Genomic DNA, 25,862 nt, shown 5'->3' with positions numbered 1-25,862 from the left:
TCCTCAACTGTAAGCACTTTCAGGAACTCCTATGGTAATGGCCCACGGCCAATTTACAACGCAAGGATTCAGGTCAGCATTTTGAACAGCAATCACTGGCACATACTGGGCGCGGGCGCCATGGGCTGCCTATTCGCTTCGCAGCTGGTTGAGGCTGGCTGCCGCGTCACTCTGCTTCTGCGCCACCGGCCAGAGGCGAGTTCCAGCTCACTCACAGTAGATTCGGAAAACTCTAGCAATGAGCTGACGGTGCAACTTGACCATGCCGCGTCCACCGGCGAGATCAACCATCTGTTAATAACCACCAAGGCACAGGACGCGGTAGACGCGGTGAAAAGCATTGCCCCACGCATTGGCAAGCAGGCGTCCATCCTGTTTGCCACCAACGGTATGGGCTATGCCGCTGCAGTTAAGGCCTTTATGCCCGATAACCCAATCTACTATGCCACCAGTACCGAGGGCGCTTACCGGCTCGACACTCTGCACATACGCCACGCGGGACGCGGCATTACGCGTATTGGCAGTGCCGAAGGCTTACCTCTGCCCAGCTGGCATGAAGATTGGAGGAAAACATCTCTGGACTGCCAGTGGGATGACGACATTACCACCGCCCTATGGCACAAGATGGCTATTAATTGCGCAATAAACCCGCTGACTGCCATTCACCAATGCCTTAATGGAGAGCTGGCCAGGCGCAAACAACTCAAACAGGAAGTTGGCAACCTTTGTGATGAAATTGCTGAGGTCAGCCTTGCAGCAGGGTTTGATACTACTGCAGCCACGCTGCACGAAGACGTGGCGGCTGTTATTGCGGGAACAGCTAATAATCGGTCCTCGATGCTGCAAGACGTGGCAGCAGGACGCAGCACAGAAATTGACTTCATCACAGGTTATCTGCTGCGAACGGCTCAGAAATATAGCCTGGACCTCCCGCACAACAAAAACGTATTTAACAAGGTACTCGCTCTTGGCCTCTGAACCCACATCTCTTGCTACCCTTGCCCCCGTCCTGCTGCTCTCACTGCTTAGCGTGAGCGGCTTGGTAGCCAGCGATTTTCAGGATTTCAAGGGAGGCCGATTCGCCCTCAAACCGCTGGCAGCGTCTGCGTTTATCTGGCTAGCGGTCTTACTCGACGCGCCCCAGTCGAACTACGGACAGTGGCTGCTCTTCGGACTGGTACTTTGCGCCGCTGGAGATGTGTTGCTGATGTTTGAAGCGGAAGCTGCCTTTCTAGCAGGGCTTGTTGCATTCCTCTGTGGTCATCTGCTTTATGCCGTCGCATTTACCCAACTGCCTTTGAACACCATGGCTATAGCGATCGCCTGTCTACCGGCACTGGCCCTGATCGTGCTGGTTTTATTTTGGTTGAGACCGTATTTACAGGGACTTATGCGAGCGGCGGTTCCCGCCTATATCATTGTTATCGCCGCTATGCTGGTATTCGCAGGTGGCACCTGGGGGAACGCAGGGTCGCTGCTGATTTTGTGTGGCGCCTGGGGCTTTGCTTTTTCTGATCTGGCTGTCGCCAGGCGCCAATTTGTCAGCGCTGACCGAATGAATGGTCTTTGGGGTACACCGCTTTATTTTGGCTCTCAGATGCTTCTCGCCGCCAGCGTTGCATGGCAACTTTAAAAATCACTCGAGCAACGAGCGCGTGCTCTGGACGATGAGACCGGCCCAAACCTCCTCAGGGAGGTTTGGCGCGATGGCGACCTGGCGATAGTCAAACTCCTCGCCTCGCGCACCTGAAATCGAATACAGGCAAAGTGCCTCGCTACAGCGCAGACTGACGCTAAGAACGAGCTCCGGCTCAGCAGCAGCAAGCTCTGCATAATAAGCCCTGGGACGAACCGCTCCACTCACCTGCATAGAACCAAGTTCCGCTTCAGCCGCGCTAACCACTTTGTCCATTAGCCACTGCTGGTCAATGGGTTTAGGTATTTCCCTGTGGTGCCCCAGACTCAAGGCCGGTGCTTCAAAATGGACCCGGGTTGGATAAACCTGCATCGCCAACACAGTCACGATTACCAGCGCAACGAGAGCACTGGCGCCCATTGCAATCCGAGTGGACGGACGCAAAGCTTTTAACCATTTGCCGGTGCTTCTAGGCCAGGAGCCCTTAAGAGCAGACTTACCCCGCTCCCTCAGTTGCACAGGAATCTCCAAAGGAATGTCTTCTGGAGACTCCTGGCGAAAGTAGGGCCTGGCTTGTCGCTGCAAACTATCACACTGAGCCAGCGGCAACTGTTGCTGAGCTTTGCGTAACTCGCGTCGAACAGTATGGGTATTGTCGGGCCGATTCACCGGACTCTTCTGCAACAGGTGGCTGACCAGCGCATCTAACTCAGGGGGAACACCTGCCTCAAGGACGAGGCGGGTTGTTAATACCGGCCTGTGCTCCGCGAGCAACAGTTGTGTGTCCAAGCGGCCATCCCGGAAAAATGCCTGTTCGCCGGTTAGCATCCGAAACAACAGGCAACCCAGAGCAAACAGGTCGGTGCGCACATCCAGTGGCCCGCCCTGCAGATGTTCTGGCGTCAAAGCGCTATAGCTACCTGCAAGTGGCAAGCCTGAGTCATCCACCGCACGAGCAATACCAAAGTCCGTCAACTTTACCCGGCCCTGTCGATTCACCAGCACGTTGGCTGCAGTGAGGTCTCCATGAACGACTTTCTGCTGACGCGCAGAAGCAAGCGCCACCGCGATATCAGTGGCAACCGTCAGAGCACTGGCCACTTCAAGGCGGCATCGCCTGAGTAATTCTTCCAGGTCACAGCCAGGAACATACTCCATCACAATCGCCAGGTGATCGCTGGATTCTATTAAATCGTAGACCTGTACAACGCGGGGACAGTTAATTCGAGAAGCCTTACGAGCCTCGGCAAGCGCTTGCTTGCGCGCCGCCCGTAACTCCGGCAACTGATGAATTTTAATAGCCACCTGACGTTGCAGACGGCCATCATAACCGAGGTAAACCTGACCCTGACCGCCGCTTTTTATCAGGCGCACAATATGGTAAGGCCCGATACTATTATCAGACACGGAAATTGATCATGCGGGAGTCCCCAAGGAGCGCAGTCGCTGGCGCAGCGCGGAAGCGGAAACCTCCAGATTGAACGCCGCCTTCCCCAGACTGCCACCGCAACTGGCCAGTGTTGTTTGAATATCCTGCATGGGAATTTCCGAAGCCCGTCGGAATCTGGCTGACGCATCAATTCGACGGTAGATTGACTGACGACTGACACCCAGTTCATCAGCTACCGCCGCAACTTCAAACAGGCTGTGCTCCATGGCTTTCACAAAATCTACTTCCGTGATGTCCATTGGCTTGCGCGGTTTAGCTGAAACCCTGGGGCCCTTCTCGCCAAAGGCCCCAACCGCTGATTTTTTCACATCGATTTCTGCAATTATGGGTGCAGGGATACGCAATTGAGTATCGCTGGCAACCACCACTTGTCCGGCGAAATTTTCCAACTGCCTGATATTGCCCGGCCAGTGATAACAGCTGAAGCGGTGAAACAAGTCAGCCCATCGGGCCAAGCAATGAGCGCCACTGTGGGCAGCAGGCAGCAAGTCCTTGCGCCCCTCGCGCTCGCATGCCCTGGAAAGGAAGTGCATGAGAAGCTCACCAATGTCTTCTGAATGCTCCGCTAACGCCGGTAACCGTAGTTCAATCGCGGCCAGCCTGTGCCGCAGTGCTGACTTAAAATTACACGACGCTCCATCAATTTCAGCATCTGTAGCGGAAATCACACGCACATCTACCTTGCGCGCACTGCCGCCAACAACCTGTATCTCGCGTTGCTGTAGCGCGCGAAGTAACAGCGGCTGAACCTCTTCAGGTGTATCCCCGACTTCGTCCAGAAACAGACTTCCTCCCTGGGCTTCCTGAAAGTATCCGGCGCGGGCCTTGTCTGCACCGGTGAACGCGCCTTTGGTATTGCCAAACAATACAGCGCTGGCAAGCCCGGCTGGAACCGCTGCCATGTTGACACTCACCAACGGTTCGTCGGACCGACGACTATTGCAGTGGATGGCTTGAGCAACCAGTTCTTTACCCACGCCGGTTTCACCCATTATCAGGACATCCGAATCGCTGTAGGCGGCGCGCATGACCTCCTCTCGCAATCGATCCATAACAGCACTGCTTCCCAGCAGCGATCTATCAAGCGCAGCAGGGCCAGGCGACTTAAGGACAGATGTTCGGCGCAGCATAAGCACCACCGTATGCGACAAAGCCAATGGCACGCCTGCCGCAAGCCGCGCATTGCCTATAAAAAGTTCAGCCTGTAGTAGCTCCTCCCCCGCAACCCGACAGCGGCTGGCAGCAGCAGAGCGGCACAGGGTGATTCCATCATCCTCGACAGTGACTGCCAGCGCATGCCGACTGATGTACGGATCTTCCAACGGTAAGGGCTTGGTACCAGAGTTTGCGCAAAATAACGGGGCCTGACGACCGAGGATATGCTCTTTTTGCGCGCAGCTCAGCAACGCAGATTGCCCGATGCGTTCCACGCAGGGATGAAAGATTATCGTGCACTGCAGACCAGGAGACGCAACCGACTCAGCGATGGCATCACGCAACGTCGGCAGCGTCATTTCGCTGTAGTCGTCAGGCATGGGCTTGGCAGCGACCTGGGCCGCTTTATGAGCTGTCCTTCCCTGAGCTTAGCAGCTACCGGAAATTCTGCCTGTTTGGCCCCTTGGGGAGAACCGACGGACTAGAACATCACAACCAGGCCCGCTATCACCGCAACCCAACACACACTCGCGCGCCTTACTAGCGCGGCAAACATCTCGTTTTCGGTGGCGGCTCGCTGCCCGCTGAGTCCGCCCTCCTCGTCCGGCACCCTATCCTGCCCGGTGGCCGCCATGGCAACGGTAAACAAAACCTCGGAAGAGGACATTCCCGGCGCTCGCAAGCCATCCCATAACTCGTCGGCACTGGCAACAAAGTTACCCGTCAGCGTGAAAGCCGCAGCCAACAAACGCACTGGAACCCAGTCGACGTAAAACAATATATGCTGCCGGGAGGCTTCGCCCTCACAGGTCATATACAGCAACCGATAAGCGAGGGCTCCAAGTGGTCCGAGCAAAAGAAAGTAGAATAAAACAGCAAACCAGCGCTGATAGTTCTCATATAGGAAACCTTGTTGAATACGCTTATGAATCAATATCGCGTCCAGTTGCTCCTTTGGTTCGAACCACTTAAATTCAGAAGAGGTCGCCAACCACGCCCCTTGAAAGTCCTCTCGACGACACTGGCTACGATACCGTTCTTGAAACGCTCCAAGGTTGCTGCGTCCAAAACTGTAAAGCAGCAATAACACCGCCGCTGCCATCCAAGCCAGGCCGAAAAGAAGAGGCTGCAGTGCATTGAGTACCAGATGTGCAAGAACCACAGGGACTCCTACACTAAACACCGCCTGCAGACCGCCACCCAAACCCAGGGATGCGAGTTGCCCCTGCCATCGATCAAACCAGCCGCCTCCATCCAGCCAATCCTCCAGCGGAGACAAACGCTCCAAAACCAAAGCAATAATCAGGGCGAGAAAAGTCATGCACCAAACTCCTTTTTGTCATTGACAGTCAATGGCTGCAAGTAACGCTGCCAGTCGAACGCAGGTCCCGGGTCTGTTTTACGGCCGGGAGCAATATCACAGTGACCAGCGACGCGCTGAGCGCACAGGCCGGGGTAAGTAGCAAACAGGGCACGACTTATCGCCTGCAAGCTTTGGTATTGCAAATCGGTATAAGGCAGCTCATCAGCGCCCTCCAACTCAATGCCTATGCTGAAGTCGTTGCAGTTGTCTCTACCCTGATACTGTGAAACTCCGGCATGCCAGGCCCGATCATCAAAACTGACAAATTGCAGAACCTCACCGCCTCGCTGGATAAGGAGGTGGGACGATACCTTCATATCACGAATTTCCTCAAAAAAAGGATGTTCATCCCAATCTAGGCAATTGCAAAAAAAACGCTCTATGCAGTCGCCACCGAACTGCCCAGGCGGCAGTGAAATATTGTGGATAACCAGCAGTTCAGGCTGAAAACCGGAAGGGCGGGGTTCAAAATTATCTGAAGGAACCCGCCTGGCGTTAGTTAACCAGCCTGCTATCACGGTGTACTTATTATTGGCATCCCCCATTGCTCCATCATAAGGGAGTCTATCAGCCCTCTCAACGGGCAAACTGTCGCGAGCATTTGGCAGCCCTGATACAATCAGCGCCTATTTTTTGGAAGCGCAAAGCAGCCATGACAACAAGCCACAAGGTCACGCCAACGCCACAGCAGATACGTGAAAACATTCTGGCTGCACTCTCTGAGGACATTGGCGATGGCGATATCACCGCACAATTGATTCCCGCGGACGCCCGCTCCGATGGCTTGGTGATCACCAGAGAGGCCGGAGTAATGTGTGGTCAGGCCTGGGTAGATGCAGTCTTCGCCGAAGTGGACTCGTCGATCTCGCTGGAATGGCTGGCGCATGATGGCGATCGCTTGTCGGCAAACGACAGCTTATTCACTGTTTCCGGACCCGCACGCGGGCTGTTGACAGCAGAACGGGCAGCCTTGAACTTTCTCCAGCTACTGTCGGGAACGGCAAGTATTTGCAACTACTATGCCTCGCTCGTTGAAGGCACCGGAGTCAAGCTACTGGACACCCGCAAGACCATACCCGGCCTGCGCATCGCTCAGAAATACGCGGTTCACTGCGGAGGGTGCCACAACCATCGCGTGGGCCTTTACGATGCATTCCTGATCAAGGAAAACCATATCAACGCTTGTGGCGGGATCGTTCATGCTGTTCTGGCCGCACGGGAGAATGCTCCCGGTAAATCCGTAGAAGTGGAAGTGGAAAGCCTGAATGAACTAGAGCAAGGGCTCGCCGCCGGTGCAGATAGAATCATGCTCGATAATTTTTCACTTGAAGATATGCGCGCCGCCGTTGCTGCAACCGGGGCACGGGCCGAGCTTGAGGCATCTGGCAACGTGACCGACGAAACCTTGCGTCCTATTGCAGAAACCGGAGTCGACTACATTTCGATTGGCGCTCTCACGAAAAACTGCAAGGCATTGGATCTTTCAATGAGGCTGCTATAGCAGCGCCGTTTCGCTGACAATGACGCCGTTGTTGTCGGCGTATATATACTCTCCGGGATTTACTGTCACACCACCAATAGAAACAGGGACATCGCGCTGTCCCACGCCTAATTTCTCTGTTTTGAGAGGTGTAGTACCCAACGCCTGCACGCCCAGTTCTGTTCTGCCAATCTCGTCCACGTCGCGAATCACACCATTGATCACCAGCCCAGCCCAACCATTTTTTGCTGCCTTCTCAGCAAGCATGTCACCCAGTAAGGCCCGGCGCAGTGAACCGCCTCCATCAACAACAATGACTCGCCCTTTTCCTGCCTCTTCGACCAGTTCTTTCACCAGTGAATTATCCTCGTGACATTTAATCGTCACCGCTGGGCCAGCGAACTGCCTGACCGCACCGTAATTGTTGAACTGTAGTTCAATGGCCCGCGCCGCGGGACACTGGTCGGTGAGATCAGGGGTACTGATACGCACCATGATCAGATCCACTCCTGCTGGAACGACTGCAGCGCCCCGCGAGCACCGGCAACCGCACCAGCATGAGCCGCACAGCGAGGAAGAATTTGCTCACCATAATACTGGGCAGTAGCAATTTTAGCTTCGTAAAAGGGGTTATCACTGCCGCTCTTCAGGCGATCAAAAGCAACAAGGGCTGATCGACCCAAGTGCCAGCCTCCAAACAAGTAGCCTGTCTGCATCATATATTCGAAGGAAGCGCCCAGGGCAACATTGGGGTCCTCCTTGAGCTCTGCCAACACAATACGGGTGGCGTTTTCCTGATCTGCCATGGCTCGTGTAAGGGACTCGGCGATTCCCGTCAGGCGAGCATCGCCGGCTGCCTGCAGGCGGGTGATCGTAGCGTTCACCTCGGTCATCATCTCTTCCATTGTAGCGCCGCCATCTCGACCTAACTTGCGAGACACAAGGTCCGCCGCCTGAATGCCGTTAGTGCCTTCATAAATCGGAGTAATCCGCACATCGCGCAAATACTGTGCTGCGCCAGTTTCTTCCACAAAACCCATACCACCGTGAACCTGCAAGCCCAGTGAGGTTACTTCCTGCGCCACTTCGGAAAGCCAACCCTTGATGACGGGAATCATCAGGTCGATACGGGACTGCTGAAGCGGGCGATCTTCCTGGGGGCCGCGATGGGCCAAATCCATAGTAACGGCTTCGGTGTAAGCCAACCCGCGCATGGCTTCGCACAAGGATTTCATAGTCAATAGCATGCGCTTTACATCGGGGTGCTCGATAATAGGGACACCGCCTTGTACTCGGTCGCGAGCATAGGCAGCCGCTTTCTGCAGGGAGCCCTCGGACGCACCAAGCGCCTGCACACCCACCTTATGACGCGCCTCGTTCATCATAGTGAACATGCAGGCCAGGCCTCGATTTTCTTCACCCAGTAAATAGCCGATAGCACCCTCGTCATCGCCAAAGGCCATGACACAGGTGGGACTGCCGTGAATGCCCAGCTTATGCTCGCAAGATACCGGATAAACATCGTTGCGCTCACCCAGACTGCCGTCGTCATTGACCAGGAACTTGGGGACAATAAACAATGAAATGCCGCGACTGCCCTCCGGGGCATCGGGCAGTTTGGCCAACACCAGGTGGATAATATTCTCTGTGGACTGGTGATCTCCCCAGGTGATGTAGATTTTTTGGCCGCTGATGCGGTAGTGGTCGCCTTCTGGCACTGCTTTGGCCTTCATCACACCCAGGTCAGACCCTGCACCTGACTCAGTCAGGTTCATGGTGCCCATCCACTGTCCGGTGTTCATTTTCTCCAGGTAGGTCTGCTTTTGCGCTTCTGTGCCATGGGCATGAATGGCCAGCGCCGCACCACTGCTCAACATGGGGGCCAGCCCGAGAGCCATATTGGCACCGTTCCACATTTCGTGACCGACCGTGTTGTAAATCTCCGGTAAACCCTGGCCGCCATACCTGGGGTCCGATGAAATACCGATCCAACCGCCCTCTGCCAATTGCCGCAGGGCCGCATCATACCCGGGCGGAGTAGTCACTGCGCCATCGGTGCAAATCGCAGGCTGCTCGTCACCCACCCGGCGCAGCGGCGCCAGTTCATCACCCGCCAGCTTTGCAGCCTCATCCAGTAAAACCGTGGTCAGTTCTGAGCCCACTCCGTAGTCGGCAAAATCCGGGAGAGTCCCCAGTGCGTTTTCGGCATCCAGAACCTCGTCAATAAGAAAGTTCATATCTTCTATGGGTGCGCGATATGTGCCCATGGTAACTCCTGAAATGATCTAAATGTCGGTGGCGAAGGTAGTACAGGTAAGGCAATAAGGAAACGGCTGTCTCAAAACCGTTGGCAATTTTATCCCTATAGGTATAATTCCCCAAAGCTATAGACAGTATTTTCATCATTCACAAAGTGAATACGGAGAAGACGTGAACGTCAATCGAATCGACCTGAACCTGCTGGTTTACCTGGATGCTCTATTGCGCGAACGCAACGTCACCCAGGCGGCCAACCAACTCAGCCTCAGCCAGCCTGCCATGAGCAACGGACTAAGGCGTTTACGTGAGCTGTTTGACGACCCCCTGCTGGTTCGCACCAGTGACGGCATGACCCCCACTGAACGCGCGCTTGAGCTGGAACCCGTTGTACGGGAAGTACTCAGCAAAATCGACAAGGCTGTGCAGCCGCGTAGTGATTTTGAGCCCGATCAGGCACAGCGCGTATTTCGAATCATGGCCAGTGACTACGGCGAAGCCACCCTGTTTCCGGCGGTGCTCGCCAAGCTTCGCGATCTCGCGCCCGGTATCACTCTGGACATTATGACCCCGTCAGACGTGAGCTTCCTGGACGTGGAACGCGGCAAAGTAGACATGGTCATTAACCGCTTTGACTCCATGCCCCAGTCCTTTCACCAAATCCACCTGTGGGACGATACTTTTTCCTGCATCCTCAACGTTGATCACCCGATGCTGGAAAATTTCACCCTGGATAACTACCTCGCAGGCGATCACGTTTGGGTGAGTAAAACCGGCATGGGTGTGGGCGTCGGCGTTAACCCGGATGATGTCCAGCGCTTGGGTTGGGTAGATCTGGCCATCAACAAGCTGGGGAAAAAGCGCCAAATTCGCGTTTTTACCCGTCACTACCAGGCGGCAATGACGCTGGCCGAACAGAACGACCTGATCGTCACCTTGCCCACCCGCGCGGCGCTCCTCAAACGCGACAACCCACGAGTTGTCTTGCGCGATCCGCCCCTGGACATACCCCCGCTGGAACTGAAAATGGCCTGGAGCCCTTTGCTCCAGCACAACCCGGCCAATCGCTGGCTGCGCAAGCTGATTGCCGATACGGCAAGAGAACTTGATGGTCAGGAACCCACAATATGAAATTCACCCTGAGAATGCCCACGATAGAAACGATAAATTAGCTAAATTTAACTCCGACTCCTAAGATCGCATCCATTATCGGGCACATCCATTGCACCGGCGAAATCACAAGGACAACACCATGACAGATCGTATCCAGCAGGGTGGCCTGCAAGTAGCTTCCGTTCTCCATCAATTGCTAGAAAACGACATCGCCCCCGGCACCGGTATTGCACCTGCCGATTTCTGGCAGGCCCTGGAATCGGTGATCACCGAGTTGGCGCCAGAGAATCGTGCATTACTGCAGGTTCGCGAGGATCTACAGGCGAAGATTGACCAATGGCATTGCGCCAACTCCGGCGCAGACTATGACAAGGCGGCCTACAAGGCATTTCTGCAGGAAATTGGCTACCTGTTGCCTGAGGGAGGCGATTTCTCTATCACCACAGAAAACGTGGATCCGGAAGTAGCTACTCTCGCAGGCCCACAGCTAGTCGTACCGGTGATGAACGCGCGCTTTGCGCTGAACGCAGCCAACGCCCGCTGGGGCAGCCTCTACGATGCGCTTTACGGCACCGACGTAATCTCAGAAGAAAGCGGCGCAGAACGCGCTGGCGCTTACAATCCGGTTCGCGGCGACAAGGTCATTGCCTATGCTCGTGACTTTCTTAACGAACACTGCCCCCTCACTAGCAGCGACCACACGCAGGCCGTGGCTTACACCATAGCCGATGGCAAGCTGCAGGTAGAGCTAAATCATGGGGTTATCAGTGCACTTGCGGACCCGGAGCAACTCGTTGCGTTTACCGGCAATGCCGACGCCCCTTCCGGCGTGCTGCTGCACCACAACGGTTTGCACATCGAAATTCAGATCGATCCGAGCACTCCGATTGGCGCCACCGACAAAGCCGGCGTTAAAGATGTGTGTCTGGAATCCGCTCTGACCACGATCCAGGATTGCGAAGACTCTGTCGCTGCCGTTGACGCCGAAGACAAAGTGGTCGTTTACAGCAACTGGCTTGGCCTGATGCGCGGTGATCTCACAGAAGCGTTTCAGAAAGGCGGCAAAAGCCTCACCCGAACTCTGAACCCCGATCGTCAATTCACCGCCACCGATGGCTCCACCTTGACCTTGCCTGGCCGAAGCCTGCTGTTCGTGCGTAACGTGGGTCACCTGATGACCAACGAAGCCATTCTCGATGCACAAGGCAATGAAATCCCCGAAGGCATTATGGACGGCATGTTCACCGCCATGATCGCCCTGCACGACCTCAAGAAAGACGACAGCGCGCCGCGCAACTCCCGCAAAGGCAGTGTGTACATCGTAAAGCCCAAGATGCACGGCCCCGATGAAGTCGCCTTTACCTGCAAACTGTTCGATCGCATCGAGGATGGTCTGGGCATGGCCCGCAACACCCTCAAGGTCGGCATTATGGATGAAGAGCGCCGCACCACGATAAATTTAAAGCAGTGCATTCGCGTCGCCAAAGATCGCCTGGTATTCATCAACACCGGATTCCTGGACCGCACCGGAGACGAAATTCACACCAGCATGGAAGCCGGCGCGATGACGCCCAAGGGCGCAATGAAGCAGGAGCCCTGGATTAACGCCTACGAAGACTGGAACGTCGACAAAGGACTGGCCTGTGGCTTGATCGGCAAAGCACAGATTGGTAAGGGCATGTGGGCCATGCCTGACCTGATGGGTGAAATGATCAAAACCAAGATAGGCCACCCCATGGCCGGCGCCAGCACCGCCTGGGTTCCCTCGCCCACCGCAGCCACCCTGCACGCCATGCACTACCACAAAGTCAATGTGGCTGAGCGACAGAAAGAACTGAAAGGCCGAACTCCTGCCTCCGTTGACGACATCATCAACATTCCCCTGAAAGGCGCGGAAGGCCTTTCAGCTGAGGATATACAGCGCGAATTAGACAACAATGCTCAGGGCATCCTCGGCTATGTGGTTCGCTGGATTGACCAGGGTGTCGGCTGCTCCAAGGTTCCCGATATCAACCATGTAGGGTTGATGGAGGATCGGGCAACGCTGCGCATTTCCAGCCAACACCTGGCTAACTGGCTACGGCATGGCGTTTGCTCTGAAGAGCAGGTTAGGGAAACGCTGGAACGGATGGCGGTTGTTGTGGACGACCAGAACGCAGGCGACCCAGCCTACAACAATATGGCGCCTAACTTTGGTGACAATGTGGCGTTTCAGGCGGCTTGTGATCTGGTGTTTCTGGGGATAGAGCAGCCGAGTGGATATACGGAGCCGGTTTTGCATGCGCGTAGGAGGGAGGCGAAGGCCCGCTAAATCTGCTCGAGCTTAGGCTATTACGTATAAAAAATTCTGGGAAGGGCATTATCATCCGCGACAATTGGGTGGCACAAAATTACTGCCTATCCCTCTTGGCGTGTCAGGTGCTTTGCACTCCCATACAACTTCCACTCCGGAGGTATCCGGAATTAGCTGCAAATCTTTATCGTCGCCTTGGGTTCCCTGCAGCTTGAATGTGACTGTAATGATACCGTCACCAGGCCCAACACTCAGACTTCTTATAAAGTCATAGCGGCCATAGCTTGATGCCTGAGTGAGACCCGCAGTCTCATTGTCTAGTGGGAACTCCCTATTCGTGTGGTAATACTCAGCGATAGTTGTTTTTGCCTCAGAGACAAACACCAAGCCTTCGCTAACTTTTGAACGTGTAACGTAATCGAGATAGGCAGGAAGCGCTATGACAGCGAGAATGCTGACAATTGCAACCAAGGCCATGAGCTCTATCAGGGTGAAACCGGACTAGGGGGGTGAATCTCTTAGTTTATCTTTGGCGTCATTGCTGACAAACATCGATCAGTCCTCCACTTCTCTGAAACCGCGCAGCTCAGCCAGAAAGTTCTCACGACCCGCCTCTTCTGATCCGTCGAGCACGCTCTGTGCCGCTATATCAATCCGTTTAATATGGTCTGCTAACAATGCCAGGCTGCGGTTTATTTAGGCAGCTTCACTCTGAAATAGATCGCTTTTTCTGAGCCTCACTCTCGAGCCCAAATCGCCGGCACAAAACGATTGAATTTGAAGGTTGAAGACATAAACCGGGCGGGCAACTTTCAGGCTGAAGCGAATACTGGCGTACCAAACTGCCGAAATTAGCAGCAGCTCAAACAAGCCAATACCCAGGGCCTGACCGGCACCGATAGAAATCGAAGTTGAATTGGGTAAAAGGATAGCAATCAGAATGAAGACATTTGCCACAAGGACAGTGAGCGATAACGCCAGCAAGCCATACTAGTACTGAATTTTTTATTAATGACTAGCGTTTTTCTTCTATTTTCCACTGCCTTGTGCTAGTTCCGTCTAGGTTGCCTCAACTATGGCAGCTTATCGCGTGAGGCCACACCACTCAGCAAGGAAAGATACTAAAATTACAACCTGCAGTTTAGGATTACGAGTCTCCTCATGCCGTTGGGCGAAAGCCAACAATCAAACGAAAAAGTCTTTATTCGTCTTTCGAGTCCTTATATTGCAAGTTGGTTATTTGTTCGGACAGAAGACCGATGAGAAAAATTATCATTCCAGTAAGGATCAACAAGGTGCTCATATTCGTGAAGCGGAGCGTGCCAGCACTCAAATTCGCCACGACATAATTTGCTATTCCTAGCCCCGCCATAAAAAAAGCAGTTGGAAAGTATACCTTGAGCGGGGAATATAGCGTGCCTATTTTGAAGATGATCAAGAAAAACCGGACACCGTCTCGTAACAGACTAACATGGCTCTTTCCAAGACGTTGAGCAACGTCAATTGGAACAAAACCCACCGAATAGCCTGCCCGAAAAAACGCCATCGTAGATGTTGTAGGATAGCTAAAGCCGTTCGGTAATAGGTAGAGGAAACTTAGGAATTTTTTACGATCAACCGCACGAAAACCAGATGTCAGATCATCGATCCTTCTGTTAACCATCCAACTCGCTAACTTGTTGTAGAAGTTGTTTGCACTCCAGCGAGCGAAACTGGCCTGAGAATGACGCCCGCTTCGAGCACCAACCACCAGGTCATAGCCCTCCTCCAACTTGGCTACAAGCCTCTCGACATCGCGGGGATCGTGCTGCCCATCTGCGTCCATAAAAACAAGGTATTCGGTCGTTGCGGCTCTCGCTCCGGATTTTATGGCCGCGCCATTGCCTTTACTGTAAGGATGACTAACCACCACTACATCATGCTGCTCACAGATAACTAGAGTTCCATCACTGGATCCATCATCAACAACGATAATCTCAGCGCGTGGATATTTTTTTTTAAGAGATGGGAGGGTAACAGCTAGGCCCTGCTCCTCATCTTTAGCTGGCAGGATAATACTAAAATCCAAAGTTAACTCCTTACATACATTGCCAATGTTTGTTGCTCTTGAACCGACAGCTTACCCTGATCCATTAGCTCGTTCAGCTTCTGAATTGCCTTTTCGGCGATATCTTCCTTTTCTAGGGATACCGCGAAATGCAGCTCCATAAGCAGCCCGCGCGAGTTATTGGGGGCTTTCTCCAAGTACTTCTGGATATAAATTAGTGCATTTTCGTACCTACCCAGCGCGTTCTCCAAGACCGCCAGATTGGAATAGTTTTTCGCTGACGTCGTGTACTTACTATCGTCGCCGAAGAACAAGCGCTCTAAATGATCGGCGGTATACATAGCATCGTCTATTTTGCAGAATCCATTTTGCACCAACCTTGCAAAAATAAGCAGTTTTGTGCCTGAATCAAATGGGCGGTATTCACCTAAACCGCCAATCTGATCGACCTGACGACGATCAACAGCTTCTCCTGCAATACAGCTCAGTGATACGTTCCTCAGCAAGTACTCTCCTTTTCTCTCTACACTCGAGGCCTCAAACGCTCTCTTGGAATATTCGTGCGCCGTATTAGAATTTCCAAATCGTGCTAATTGCACAGCCATGTCGATGTTGGCTCTGGGTGAGTTGGGATGCCCATTAACATTTGCAAGTACGAATAATGGCCGACTAGACCATATGGTCACCTGTGAGCTGGTTTGCATACAAAGCATAATGGCAAAGAAAGCCAAGCCGACAGTTAGAGGAGGGCCAACTTTTGGCTCTTTTCTAGCAACAAGACCTACAAGCACGCCCAGAATCAGTAAAAGGCCCAGGGAGGGAAAATAATTTCTGTGCTCGAAATAAAGCTCTAACGGCCAAATTGTCGATTCTATCGAGTGCCCCACGAGGTAAACAAGGATGGCAAAAGCGAGATAGCGGCCCAAGCGGGTAAAACAGAGCGCCAGACAAAAAATGACTACCAACAACCAGGCAACAGAAGAATACAATGTGGAGATTGGTTCGAAGAACGATCGAGAAAGCAAAATATCATCGTGGTATACGCCCATAGTTGACACGTCTGGTATGTACCACTGTGCAACGTAATCCCAAAGAATCCGACTTTCCGTCAGTAGCCGCTCCTCCAAAGTAAATGGTCGCCATCTAAATTTCGCCTGCCACCACTCCCAGCGGAGCAAAACAGCTGTCACCGCACCGAGAAGCCCGATGACAATCAAAGAGCACGAAAGATTACGCAGAACTGGGATGATTTTGCCGTCAGGACCGGCGAACTGAAACCAAAGAACCTCGAGAAGAAGCACGACTGGAATCAACAGGATCGCATTTTCTTTAGAGAAAAGCCCGAGCAGCAAAAACACCGGCAGCAATCCGAGGCGCCACCAGGAAAACTTTCCTTCTATTAGTTTTAATCGCCATGAAACGTAACTTAGGCAACCGAGCAACATAAAGGTAGTGGCAAGCATTGCCATCCTTTGGACTGCATACAGCACCGTACTTATTAAAAGCGGGTGCAACAGCCAGAGGGCACCTAAGATCAGCGACAGCCAATGAAAGCCAGAAAAGCCGGCAAACCTGAACAACTGCCACAATAGCGCAATAATCAAGCTACCATTAAATAAATGAAGAGCTACGTTTACCGACTTGGAGAGAGGCATCCCACGGTCAGAAACCATGCGTTCAAGAACAAAAGTGGCCATACTGACCGAACGCCCCATGACACCCGAACGATCTCCAAATATGTAATCAACTGCAAGCTCAGGACTGTCGGTTAAATCTCCAATTTTGGTGACGCTGGAATGATCATCGAGCAGCACTGGGCCTTGAATGCCTGGCAGATATACCCAAACTGTTAGAGCCATAAAACCCACAAAACAAACAGACCAAAGCATAGATACTCGTTTATTTTTAGCACTGGCGCCGGTATACAAATTGGTCATTACTCGAAGGTTCCCTTAAGGAAAGATAGATACCTGCGCTTCTTGTCCTGCTTCAGTCCTTCTCCTAATTGAATATAAGCTTCTCCCATGTTTGAGGCATGCCGATGTTGAGCGGCCGCGAGCTGAACCGCTACACTATGCGGAAACTGCTTTAAATAACTGGAAAGCAGTTCTACACGTCGTCTCTCTGAGTCCTCTCCAATGCTACCGAGCAATTCATAACGCATCAGAACCAAGCTTGAACCACTGGGATAACGCCTCAACAAAACTTCAAGCAATCGATCAACTTGTTCAATATCGTCCGCGCCAGGCCCATTGAGCGAATAATCAACCAGCGCATCTAGAGAGGCTCTGTCTGAGGCCTGCAAAGGGCGCGATTTCGCCACATCTAACAGCCGTGGAAGCCAGTTTTTACGTTCAGGTAATTCTGGGAAAAACTGCCCATCTATCTGATGGAGCATTACCAAAGGCGCAAAGTCCCTGGGAGAGAGTTCATGCGTTCTTACAAAGTGAGTTCTCGCAGATATGATTCCCACTTTTGATTGATCGGATTCCGGAGCGGCCGCATACAAAGCATTTGACTCGGCAGATAACACCTGGCCGAATACAAAGTTTGCCCTCGGAGAGTTCGGATGATTTTGAACATTGAAGTATGCGAGTGACTGGAAGTCTGACCAGACCATCGACCTCATGGAGCAGAGCGCAAACAAGCCTAGCGTCAATAACAACGCAACAAAGCCGACTCGCTCGGGTGTTAGTCGCTTGAAAAACACCCAAAAACTGAATGAGAATGCAATTATTACCCCTACACTGGGAAGGTAATTGCGGTGTTCGAAAACCATTTCCAATGGTAGGAAGCTCGACTCGATGCTGTGAGATACCAAATAAAACAGCAGCCCAAAGAGAAACATGGGTGAGCGATGCCGAAAGAGCCACGCAGCAACGATCGCACAAAGCCAGGCAATTAGACTGCCCATGGTGGTTATGGGGCTCAGTAAACCAGAGGAAAGGATGATGTCATCATGATGAAAGCCCATGTTTCGGATATCAGGCCAACTTAACCACCCAAGATACTGCCAAAGGATACGCGACTGCGTTAAGAGGCGCTCATCCAAGGTAAACTCTCTGCCCCCAAATTCTGCCCCTATTGAAGCGGGCTCCACCAGCAAAGCAATTGTAATTACCACCAATGGCGCGAGAAAAACTAACCCGGCCGATACTTCCAACGAACGGTACGATTTACTGCCCCACTGCCCCTTGAATAGCGTCAACTCCAGCAGGGGAATCAGCCAGATCAGTATTGCCCCGTTTTCTTTAGACAATACAGCCATGACCGCGATGATGATCAACCATAGCGCCGTCGCGAGGAGTTCGCCCCCAGTGCACCCTGATTCTGCCCACTTCAAGCGATAGCGCAAAAAGACAATTAGCCCAGCCAATACCCCTAACGTGGAGAGTTGGGCCATTCTCTGGACAGCATAAAGTACAGTCGACACATGGAGAGGGTGTAAAGCCCATATAGCGGCTGCAAGAATGGCAATAAACTTTCGATCAGACCCGCAGAGCCTACTGCAAGCAAGCGCCGGGCTGCGCAGCACCAAGTTACAGAAAAAATAAACACAAAACGCTGTCAGAAGGTGGAAAGCAAGGTTGGTTGCCTTGAGTGAAAACGGAGTAAACTCCCCAGCAAACGACAGATTCACTGCAAAAGTGATCATACTGAGCGGCCTGTAAAACATGCCAGCAGTTGAGCTGTATGCGGCCGTGCGCCAACTATCAGCCTCGGTTAGATCTAGATTGACGAGGGTTTGGTTTTCAGTGAGGTTGTGCAAATCATCGAAAAAAAATGGACCAAGAAGCCCCGGCCAATAAGCCAGCGTAGTAAGCATACCGGCTAAAAACAAAAGACGATTGGTATTTATCAGCATGCAGGAGTTATACAGAGCGCTCGCGATACACTTCAAGGACTATATCGTGAAAAGTCAGATAACAAAAAGCCCGGCTAACCGGGCTTCAAGATACGGCATCGAACTTATGCCATAGTCACTTGCCTAGCCACGGCAGTTAGCGGGAAGATACTTTGTTGGAACAGGAGCTGTTGTTCCAGGATCAGCCGCATCACCAGGCTCGCACACCCACGTCATTGTGCCGTCGTCGTTGGTTGTTCCTGACAGTTGAAATGCAAACGTACTACCGTCAGCTCCCCAGGTAGAGCCGTACACAACAGCATAAATAATTGGAGTATCGTCATTTGCATTAATATCAATATTTTTCAGAACAGCAGTATTCCGCACCGCGGTGTTGAGTCCATAAGCGTCGCCGGGAGCTGGGGCTAATGCCGCATTGGCTGCGTAATATTCTGCGACCGTCGTTTTAGCTTCCGCCAGTGCCGCAGTCGGTTCCGACATCTTCGCACGCACGATGTAATCTTGATAAGCAGGCAGCGCGATGGCAGCCAAAATACCAACGATCGCGATCACGATCATCAGTTCTATAAGGGTAAAACCCTTTTGAGTTGTCTTTTGAATGTTCATATTTCCCTACTCCGTTGAGAGATAAATTGTGCTTTTTGAGACAGCCGTGAGTAACTTTTAATCCTTTAGGCTTAGTCGTCAGTATGCATTTAACAAGCCAATGTTCTTCAACTTCAGTTCAAAAAATCTTATTAATCTTTAAATTCAACGAGTTACATATTTTCGTAGCAGTGTTTTTCAAACTAAACCGCCACAGATCATTAGCCGAATTAGGCTGTTACTGACAATTTTTGTCAGATCTGGCGTGATTGGTTCACTCAAAAATAGCCCGTAGCTGCGCAATTGCATAGAATGTTGACTTTTCTAACTTTGAGAGTCATTGAATGCTATGAGCGTCCGCTGGCAAAGCTTATACTGGCGAAGGCTGCTTGAAGTAAACTAGCTTGCATTTTACCTCGTTTGGGGATGTAGCACAGATGAATGACAAAGGAATCGGACAACTCAGTGGCCTGGCAGGCCGCTTGGTCGCCGAGGGGCTAATTTCTGCCGACGAGGCCTCTAATGCTCAGCGCGAAGCTTCCATGGAGCAACTACCGCTGGTGACATACCTCGTCGAGAAGAAAAATGTCGACAGTAGGCAGCTCGCAGCAGTTGCTGCCCAGGAGTTTGGCGTACCGCAACTCGATACGACCTGCTTTGATCGTTCTACCATGCCCGCTGACCTCGTAGAGGTGGACCTGGTGTTAAAGCATCATGCTCTTCCACTTTACCGCAGAGGTAACCGACTCTTCATCGCCGTGTCTGATCCCACCAACCTGGCCGCTTTGGATGAAATAAAATTTCACACGGGCATCAACACTGATGCGGTCTTGCTCGAGGAAAGAGCACTCTCCAAGATGATCGAAGCCTGGGTCGAAACCCAGGACAGTCTGAGTGATGGGCTTGGTGATCTGGAAGCAGACGACCTCGATAATATCGATGTATCCAGTGGTGGAGGCACAGATGCTGACGAGGGAAACGATGCGGTCGACGAGACCCCCATAGTTCGCTTCGTCAATAAAGTCTTAATTGACGCAATTAAGCAAGGCGCCTCAGATATTCATTTCGAACCCTATGAGAACGATTACCGAGTCCGCTTTCGTACCGATGGCATCTTGCGAGAAATGGTAAAGCCTCCTCGCAATCTTTCCAGTCGCCTGGCAGCTCGCCTTAAAGTGATGTCGCAAATGGACATCTCCGAGCGTCGAATGCCGCAGGATGGCCGCATCCAGATGAAGCTATCTCGCAATCGAGCTATTGATTTTCGTGTGAACACGCTACCAACATTGTTTGGGGAAAAAATCGTACTGCGTATTCTGGACCCGACCAGCGCGCAACTAGGCATTGACGCGTTAGGTTATGAACCGGATCAAAAAGAGCTGTATCTCAAAGCACTGGACCAACCCCAGGGCATGATTCTGGTCACCGGCCCCACGGGTTCCGGTAAGACTGTCTCACTCTACACAGGCCTTAATATTCTCAATACGCCCGAACGCAATATTTCAACAGCGGAAGACCCGGTTGAAATTAATCTGACAGGAATAAACCAGGTTCATGTAAACGCCAAAGTCGGTCTTAACTTCGCCGAGGCGCTGCGCTCATTCCTTCGCCAGGACCCCGATATCATCATGGTCGGTGAAATTCGAGATCTGGAAACAGCGGAAATTGCGATCAAGGCTGCTCAAACGGGCCACCTTGTGCTATCGACTCTTCACACTAACAGCGCTGCAGAAACCGTCACTCGAATGCTCAACATGGGGGTGCCCGCATTCAACCTTGCCACTTCGGTCGACCTAATTATTGCTCAGCGCCTCGCGCGACGGTTGTGTAAAGAGTGCGCGGTACCCGCTGAAATTCCTCACGAAACGCTGCTAAACGAGGGATTCACTGAAGAGCAATTAGCGGACGCGACCATAACCCATGCAGTAGGCTGCAATGCCTGTAACGAAGGTTACAAGGGCCGCGTGGGTATCTACGAGGTTGTCAGGATAACCCCGAAAATTGCCACACTGATTATGGAAGAAGGCAATTCCCTGCAAATCCAAGAGGCCGCAACCGAGGAAGGATTTAGTACTCTTCGCAGATCGGCGCTGGAGAAGGTGGCACAGGGAGTGACCACATTGGAAGAGGCCAACCGCATAACGGTTGACTGAATAAGAAATATGGAAATACGAAAGGGGCGGTAAGCACTATGGCAACAGCAACAGGAAGTGACGTTTTTACCTGGAGCGGTACCGATAAGAACGGCCGCAGCAGTAAAGGAGAAATTTCGGCGGTCAGCAGTGCAATGGCCAAGGCTCAATTACGTCGCCAGGGCATCAAGCCCAAGTCCGTTAAAAAGAAGCCTAAGCCTCTTTTTGGCTCAGGCCAGGGCAAAGCAATTAAAGCGGCAGATATTGCTATATTTACGCGTCAACTCGCCACTATGATGAAAGCCGGTGTACCTCTGGTGCAAAGCTTTGAGATCGTTGCAGACGGTGTAGAAAAGCCTCGCATGAAAACGCTAATCGTCGAAATCATGAACGATGTTGCATCAGGTACAGGGCTGGCCCCTTCATTAGCGAAACATCCCAGGCATTTCGACGAATTGTTCTGCAGCTTGATCGCATCCGGCGAAGAATCGGGTACTCTCGAAGTAATGCTGGATCGGGTAGCAACTTATAAAGAAAAAACAGAGGCACTCAAAGCCAAAATTCGCAAGGCAATGACTTATCCGATTGCCGTGGTCTGTGTGGCCGTTGTCGTAACCCTGATCCTACTGATTAAAGTCATTCCAGTCTTTGCCCAAACCTTCCAAAATTTTGGCTCAGATTTACCCGCATTTACCCTATTTGTCATGCATCTTTCCGAATGGGTTCAGGAGTGGTGGTTCATCATGCTAATTGCCATGACCGCCATAGGCTTTGCACTCCGGGAAGCCAAATTTAGATCAGTCAAGTTTTCGGAATTTTTAGACAAGATGTGGCTTAAAACACCCATTGTAGGTGGCATTGTGCACGATGCAGTAATCGCACGCTTCTCCCGTACGCTGGCCACGACCTTCGCCGCCGGTGTACCTCTGGTGGATGCCCTGGAATCAACCGCAGGAGCCGCTGGTAACTCTGTATACCAGAAAGGAATCAGACAAATCAAAGACGACGTGACCACAGGAACAACGCTGTATAACTCTATCAAAGCCACAGGGCTGTTCCCTAATATGCTAATGCAGATGGTCTCCATTGGTGAGGAATCTGGCGCGCTTGACGATATGCTGGGCAAGGTCGCTGATCACTATGAACAAGCGGTAGACGATGCGGTCGATAATCTCAGTGCGCTGCTTGAACCATTGATCATGTCCATTCTCGGTGTATTGGTAGGTGGCCTGCTGATCGCAATGTACCTGCCAATATTTATGCTGGGATCTGTAATCTAAGCGACGGGACAGCTTCCATGTTAGACGCACTCAACCAGAACAGTTGGTTGCTTTACCTTGCCTTACTCTCTCTGGGGCTGGTGGTCGGCAGTTTTCTCAATGTAGTAATTCACCGCCTACCCATCATGATGGAGTCACGGTGGCGCAGTGATTGCTGCGAATTGCTCGACCTTGAGGGGGAAAAGCAAGACCAAACACTGACGCTGGCAGTGCCCAACTCGCACTGTCCCAATTGCAAGGCGCCGATCAAGGCTTGGCAGAACATTCCGGTGCTAAGCTATCTGCTCCTTGGAGGAAAATGCGCTAACTGCAGCATTTCAATCTCCCTGCGTTATCCCACGGTGGAACTTATTACGGGTCTACTGACGTTGGCGCTGGCTTGGTATTTCCCGGCATCTTGGGCACTACTTGGCGCGATGTTTTTAACCTGGTCTCTGGTTGCGCTGGCCATGATCGATGTAGATCACCAACTGCTGCCAGATGACATTACCCTGCCATTGCTGTGGCTGGGGCTTCTGTTCAACCTTAATGGCACCTACGTGACCCTGGGCGATGCGGTGATCGGGGCGATGGCCGGCTACCTGATTCTTTGGAGCGTTTACTGGGTTTTTAAACTCATCACCGGCAAGGAAGGCATGGGTTATGGCGACTTTAAGCTGTTGGCCGCGCTGGGAGCCTGGATGGGATGGCAGGCACTGCCACTAATTATTTTACTATCATCTCTGGTGGGGGCTGTTGTAGGCATAGGGCTGATGATCCTTAAAAATCGCGGCAAGGAAATACCCATTCCGTTCGGGCCATACCTGGCCGCCGCCGGATGGATTTCATTGTTGTGGGGGGACCTCATCATCGAGGCCTACCTGAAATCGGCGGGGCTCAACTGATATGTCATTGGTAGTCGGTATCACCGGCGGTATTGGTAGCGGCAAATCAGCCGTCACGCGCAAGTTTGAGGACCGGGGAATTACAGTCGTTGACGCAGACATTGCTGCACGCGTGGTGGTTGAGCCAGGGCGCCCTGCTCTCGCTGCGATAGCAAATCACTTTGGCGCGGATATTCTTCTGGCGGACGGCTCACTGGACAGGGCTGCTCTGCGACAAAGAGTATTCTCTAACGACGCCGAGCGAAGTTGGCTAGAGCAATTAACACATCCTTTGATCGGCCAGGAAATCGTCGACCAACTGGAGGCAGTCACCTCGCCTTACGCTATATTTGCCTCGCCCTTGTTACTCGAAACCAGTCAGCGGGAGCTGGTAGAACTCGTCGCTGTAGTTGATGTTCCTGAAGACGTTCAACTGGAACGCACCATGGCACGGGATGATAATGACGAGGGGCAGGTGAAAAGGATTATGGCGGCACAGATGAAGCGCGCCGAACGCTTAGAAATGGCTGATATTGTGATCGACAATTCAGGGTCGCTTGAGCGACTGGAGTCAGTGGTGGAAGCACTGCATGTACAGTTTTTGGCGAGGGCAGAGCTGGGCACCTGAGTCATTCGCAGTCATGCCCGGAGAAGGTTAGAGCAAGCGCTCCGCTCGAAATTAAAAGCTCCTGAACGTCAACCTGAACTCAACAACACCTATGTAAGCTCAAGCACGATCGCTGCAACAATGGGTTTGTTCGCTTCCGGAAAATCATAGTCCGACAATTCAGCAGCAGACACCCACGCCATGGGCTGCCCCTCGACCCCCCGCGCTTCGCCGCTGTACTCCCACACCACATGTACATCGAGAAACACTGATTTGTCCGGGTAGTCATGATGAATTTCTATCAGGGGCGAGGTTTTCACTGGTTTGATCGCCAGCTCCTCATGCAATTCACGGGCGAGGGCGGCATCTAAACTTTCGCCCTGCTCGACCTTTCCTCCAGGGAACTCCCAGAGACCGCCCTGGTGCAAATGATCATGTCGACGGGTTAGAAGAATATTTTTTCCTGCATCCAGAATCACACCAACAGCAACATGCACGACTTGCATATCAGGTGCGGTATTCTGCGTTGATTTTCACGTAGTCGTAGGAAAAGTCAGTGGTCCATACGCTGGCAGTTGCTTCGCCGCGATTGAGTTCTACCCGAATGACGATATTCTCGGGCGCCATAGCTTTGACGCCTTGAGCTTCTGTGTAAGACACAGCGCGGCAGCCGTTTTCTGCGATCAGTACATCGTTCAAATAAAGTCCGACACGATCTACATTCAAGTCTGCCAGTCCAGCACGGCCAATAGCAGCCAATAATCGTCCCCAGTTAGGGTCAGATGCAAACAGTGCAGTTTTCACCAGCGGTGAGTGGGCAATAGTGAACGCAACGTCAAGACATTCCTGCTCGTTCACTCCGCCATTAATCTCTACGGTGACGAACTTGCTGGCACCCTCTCCGTCACGAACCAGCCCCTGGGCGAGCGAGACGCACACTTCCTGCACTGCGTCGGCCAGCGCTCGATAGAGAGGCTGATCGGCGTTCGCCAGAAACTCATTACACGCCGCACCGGTCGCGACCAATACACAGGCGTCGTTAGTCGATGTATCGCCGTCTACGGTGACTCGATTGAACGACATGGCTGTGGCTTCAGACAAAATTTTCTGGAGTATGGCGATTTCGACTGCTGCGTCCGTCGCAACATAACCCAGCATCGTCGCCATATTAGGGCGAATCATTCCGGCACCTTTAGCGATACCTGTCACCACGTAATCCTGACCATCACAACTGAATTGAACGCTAAGACCCTTGGGCCGCGTGTCTGTAGTGAGAATCCCTTCGGCGGCATCAGCCCAACCGGAATCTGCCAAACCTGCAACGGCAGCGGGAATAGCGTCAGCAATCAACTCTACTGGCAACGGCTCACCAATTACGCCTGTAGAAAAAGGCAGCACCTGTGATGCCTCTGTATTTGCAATTTGAGCAACTGCAGCACAGCAGCTGCGAGCATCGACAATACCCTGCTCGCCTGTTCCAGCGTTAGCGTTACCGGTGTTAACGATCAGGTAGCCGGGCTGATTATCTGAGAGCTGCAGATGATCTTTAGCGACGGTAACCGGTGCAGCGCAAAACGCATTTTGAGTGAACACCCCCACACAACGGCTTGCTGCAGCCAGCTCCATTAACACCAGATCCTTGCGTCCGGAGCTCTTGATGCCCGCCGATACGGTCGCGAGCCTGACCCCCGAAACCGGCAGCAAGTCAGGGAGCTTGTCGTTGCCTACAGCCATCGC

22 protein-coding genes and 1 pseudogene are annotated in these 25,862 nt (G+C 52.5%); 9 read left to right on the top strand and 14 right to left on the bottom strand.

The window, feature by feature from the left end:
* The first annotated feature begins 81 nt into the window (after positions 1 to 81).
* Both EYC87_RS01365 and EYC87_RS01360 read left to right on the top strand, forming a co-directional pair.
* The gene (locus tag EYC87_RS01365; RefSeq protein ID WP_279251273.1) at positions 82 to 978 is read left to right on the top strand and encodes a ketopantoate reductase family protein; all 897 of its coding nucleotides are present in this window, start codon (positions 82 to 84) and stop codon (positions 976 to 978) included.
* Complete coding sequence (locus EYC87_RS01360) at positions 968 to 1,633, top strand: lysoplasmalogenase (protein WP_279251272.1); 666 nt, start codon at positions 968 to 970, stop codon at positions 1,631 to 1,633. Before EYC87_RS01365 ends, EYC87_RS01360 begins: the two co-directional genes overlap by 11 nt.
* A gap of 3 nt (positions 1,634 to 1,636) precedes the next feature.
* Here EYC87_RS01360 and EYC87_RS01355 read toward each other — a convergent pair whose 3' ends face one another.
* The 4 genes from EYC87_RS01355 to ampD all read right to left on the bottom strand — a co-directional run bounded on the left by EYC87_RS01355 (position 1,637) and on the right by ampD (position 6,149).
* Positions 1,637 to 3,043 carry a serine/threonine-protein kinase gene (locus tag EYC87_RS01355; protein WP_279251271.1) on the bottom strand — a complete coding sequence of 469 codons (1,407 nt, stop codon included), beginning with the start codon at positions 3,041 to 3,043 and terminating at the stop codon, positions 1,637 to 1,639.
* Between the two features lie 9 nt (positions 3,044 to 3,052).
* Positions 3,053 to 4,621, bottom strand: a complete 1,569-nt coding sequence (locus EYC87_RS01350) for a sigma 54-interacting transcriptional regulator (protein WP_279251270.1) — start codon at positions 4,619 to 4,621, stop codon at positions 3,053 to 3,055.
* A 101-nt stretch (positions 4,622 to 4,722) separates the two neighbouring features.
* Positions 4,723 to 5,562, bottom strand: coding sequence for a regulatory signaling modulator protein AmpE (ampE, locus tag EYC87_RS01345; protein WP_279251269.1), 840 nt, complete (start codon positions 5,560 to 5,562; stop codon positions 4,723 to 4,725).
* The gene (gene ampD, locus EYC87_RS01340; RefSeq protein WP_279251268.1) at positions 5,559 to 6,149 is read right to left on the bottom strand and encodes a 1,6-anhydro-N-acetylmuramyl-L-alanine amidase AmpD; all 591 of its coding nucleotides are present in this window, start codon (positions 6,147 to 6,149) and stop codon (positions 5,559 to 5,561) included. The genes ampE and ampD overlap by 4 nt, the downstream gene beginning before the upstream one ends.
* Positions 6,150 to 6,256: 107 nt before the next feature.
* Between ampD and nadC the strand changes: the two genes are divergently transcribed.
* On the top strand, positions 6,257 to 7,105 hold the full coding sequence (gene nadC, locus EYC87_RS01335; RefSeq protein ID WP_279251267.1) for a carboxylating nicotinate-nucleotide diphosphorylase: 849 nt from the start codon (positions 6,257 to 6,259) through the stop codon (positions 7,103 to 7,105).
* Here the strand turns inward: nadC and rraA are convergent.
* Together rraA and EYC87_RS01325 are read right to left on the bottom strand one after the other, a co-directional pair.
* The gene (gene rraA, locus EYC87_RS01330; RefSeq protein ID WP_279251266.1) at positions 7,100 to 7,579 is read right to left on the bottom strand and encodes a ribonuclease E activity regulator RraA; all 480 of its coding nucleotides are present in this window, start codon (positions 7,577 to 7,579) and stop codon (positions 7,100 to 7,102) included. The genes nadC and rraA overlap by 6 nt on opposite strands.
* A gap of 2 nt (positions 7,580 to 7,581) precedes the next feature.
* Positions 7,582 to 9,351 (bottom strand): acyl-CoA dehydrogenase, encoded by a 1,770-nt coding sequence (locus tag EYC87_RS01325; RefSeq protein ID WP_279251265.1) that lies wholly within the window; start codon positions 9,349 to 9,351, stop codon positions 7,582 to 7,584.
* 163 nt (positions 9,352 to 9,514) lie between these two features.
* Here EYC87_RS01325 and EYC87_RS01320 point away from each other — a divergent pair, with 163 nt between their 5' ends.
* Entirely contained in the window at positions 9,515 to 10,471 is a 957-nt protein-coding gene (locus tag EYC87_RS01320; protein WP_279251264.1) for a LysR family transcriptional regulator, read from the top strand.
* A 121-nt stretch (positions 10,472 to 10,592) separates the two neighbouring features.
* Complete coding sequence (locus tag EYC87_RS01315) at positions 10,593 to 12,764, top strand: malate synthase G (protein WP_279251263.1); 2,172 nt, start codon at positions 10,593 to 10,595, stop codon at positions 12,762 to 12,764.
* A gap of 51 nt (positions 12,765 to 12,815) precedes the next feature.
* Here EYC87_RS01315 and EYC87_RS01310 read toward each other — a convergent pair whose 3' ends face one another.
* The 6 genes and pseudogenes from EYC87_RS01310 to EYC87_RS01290 form a co-directional block, all read right to left on the bottom strand.
* Positions 12,816 to 13,187 (bottom strand): pilin, encoded by a 372-nt coding sequence (locus tag EYC87_RS01310; RefSeq protein ID WP_341474984.1) that lies wholly within the window; start codon positions 13,185 to 13,187, stop codon positions 12,816 to 12,818.
* Positions 13,185 to 13,241 (bottom strand): annotated as a pseudogene (locus EYC87_RS19415) (hypothetical protein); the annotation flags it as partial. The gene EYC87_RS01310 and the pseudogene EYC87_RS19415, both read right to left, overlap by 3 nt.
* 706 nt (positions 13,242 to 13,947) lie before the next feature.
* Entirely contained in the window at positions 13,948 to 14,814 is an 867-nt protein-coding gene (locus tag EYC87_RS01305; RefSeq protein WP_279251261.1) for a glycosyltransferase family 2 protein, read from the bottom strand.
* A 2-nt stretch (positions 14,815 to 14,816) separates the two neighbouring features.
* Positions 14,817 to 16,730 carry a tetratricopeptide repeat protein gene (locus tag EYC87_RS01300; RefSeq protein ID WP_279251260.1) on the bottom strand — a complete coding sequence of 638 codons (1,914 nt, stop codon included), beginning with the start codon at positions 16,728 to 16,730 and terminating at the stop codon, positions 14,817 to 14,819.
* Positions 16,730 to 18,658 (bottom strand): hypothetical protein, encoded by a 1,929-nt coding sequence (locus EYC87_RS01295; protein ID WP_279251259.1) that lies wholly within the window; start codon positions 18,656 to 18,658, stop codon positions 16,730 to 16,732. Before EYC87_RS01295 ends, EYC87_RS01300 begins: the two co-directional genes overlap by 1 nt.
* Before the next feature lie 123 nt (positions 18,659 to 18,781).
* The gene (locus EYC87_RS01290) at positions 18,782 to 19,264 is read right to left on the bottom strand and encodes a pilin (protein ID WP_279251258.1); all 483 of its coding nucleotides are present in this window, start codon (positions 19,262 to 19,264) and stop codon (positions 18,782 to 18,784) included.
* 416 nt (positions 19,265 to 19,680) lie between these two features.
* On the opposite strand from EYC87_RS01290, the gene pilB reads away from it, so the two are divergent.
* Genes pilB through coaE form a run of 4 tightly spaced genes read left to right on the top strand, consistent with a single transcriptional unit; the run spans position 19,681 to position 24,146 of the window.
* Complete coding sequence (gene pilB, locus EYC87_RS01285) at positions 19,681 to 21,396, top strand: type IV-A pilus assembly ATPase PilB (protein ID WP_279251257.1); 1,716 nt, start codon at positions 19,681 to 19,683, stop codon at positions 21,394 to 21,396.
* Between the two features lie 38 nt (positions 21,397 to 21,434).
* A complete protein-coding gene (locus EYC87_RS01280; protein WP_279251256.1) occupies positions 21,435 to 22,655 on the top strand; it encodes a type II secretion system F family protein in 1,221 nt (406 codons plus the stop codon).
* Between the two features lie 17 nt (positions 22,656 to 22,672).
* The gene (locus EYC87_RS01275) at positions 22,673 to 23,539 is read left to right on the top strand and encodes a prepilin peptidase (protein WP_279251255.1); all 867 of its coding nucleotides are present in this window, start codon (positions 22,673 to 22,675) and stop codon (positions 23,537 to 23,539) included.
* A 1-nt stretch (position 23,540) separates the two neighbouring features.
* Positions 23,541 to 24,146 (top strand): dephospho-CoA kinase, encoded by a 606-nt coding sequence (gene coaE, locus EYC87_RS01270; protein WP_279251254.1) that lies wholly within the window; start codon positions 23,541 to 23,543, stop codon positions 24,144 to 24,146.
* 89 nt (positions 24,147 to 24,235) lie between these two features.
* Here the strand turns inward: coaE and mutT are convergent, their stop codons facing one another.
* Both mutT and argJ read right to left on the bottom strand, forming a co-directional pair.
* Complete coding sequence (mutT, locus tag EYC87_RS01265; protein ID WP_279251253.1) at positions 24,236 to 24,631, bottom strand: 8-oxo-dGTP diphosphatase MutT; 396 nt, start codon at positions 24,629 to 24,631, stop codon at positions 24,236 to 24,238.
* A 1-nt stretch (position 24,632) separates the two neighbouring features.
* Positions 24,633 to 25,859 (bottom strand): bifunctional glutamate N-acetyltransferase/amino-acid acetyltransferase ArgJ, encoded by a 1,227-nt coding sequence (argJ, locus tag EYC87_RS01260; protein ID WP_279251252.1) that lies wholly within the window; start codon positions 25,857 to 25,859, stop codon positions 24,633 to 24,635.
* Between the last annotated feature and the right edge of the window lie 3 nt (positions 25,860 to 25,862).

It is taken from the genome of Candidatus Seongchinamella marina, from assembly GCF_026262685.1.
In the GTDB taxonomy this organism is placed as follows: Bacteria; Pseudomonadota; Gammaproteobacteria; order Pseudomonadales; family Halieaceae; genus Halioglobus; species Halioglobus marinus.
Note: the sequence above shows the minus strand (reverse complement) of the source record. Positions and strands in the feature narration are given on the sequence as shown.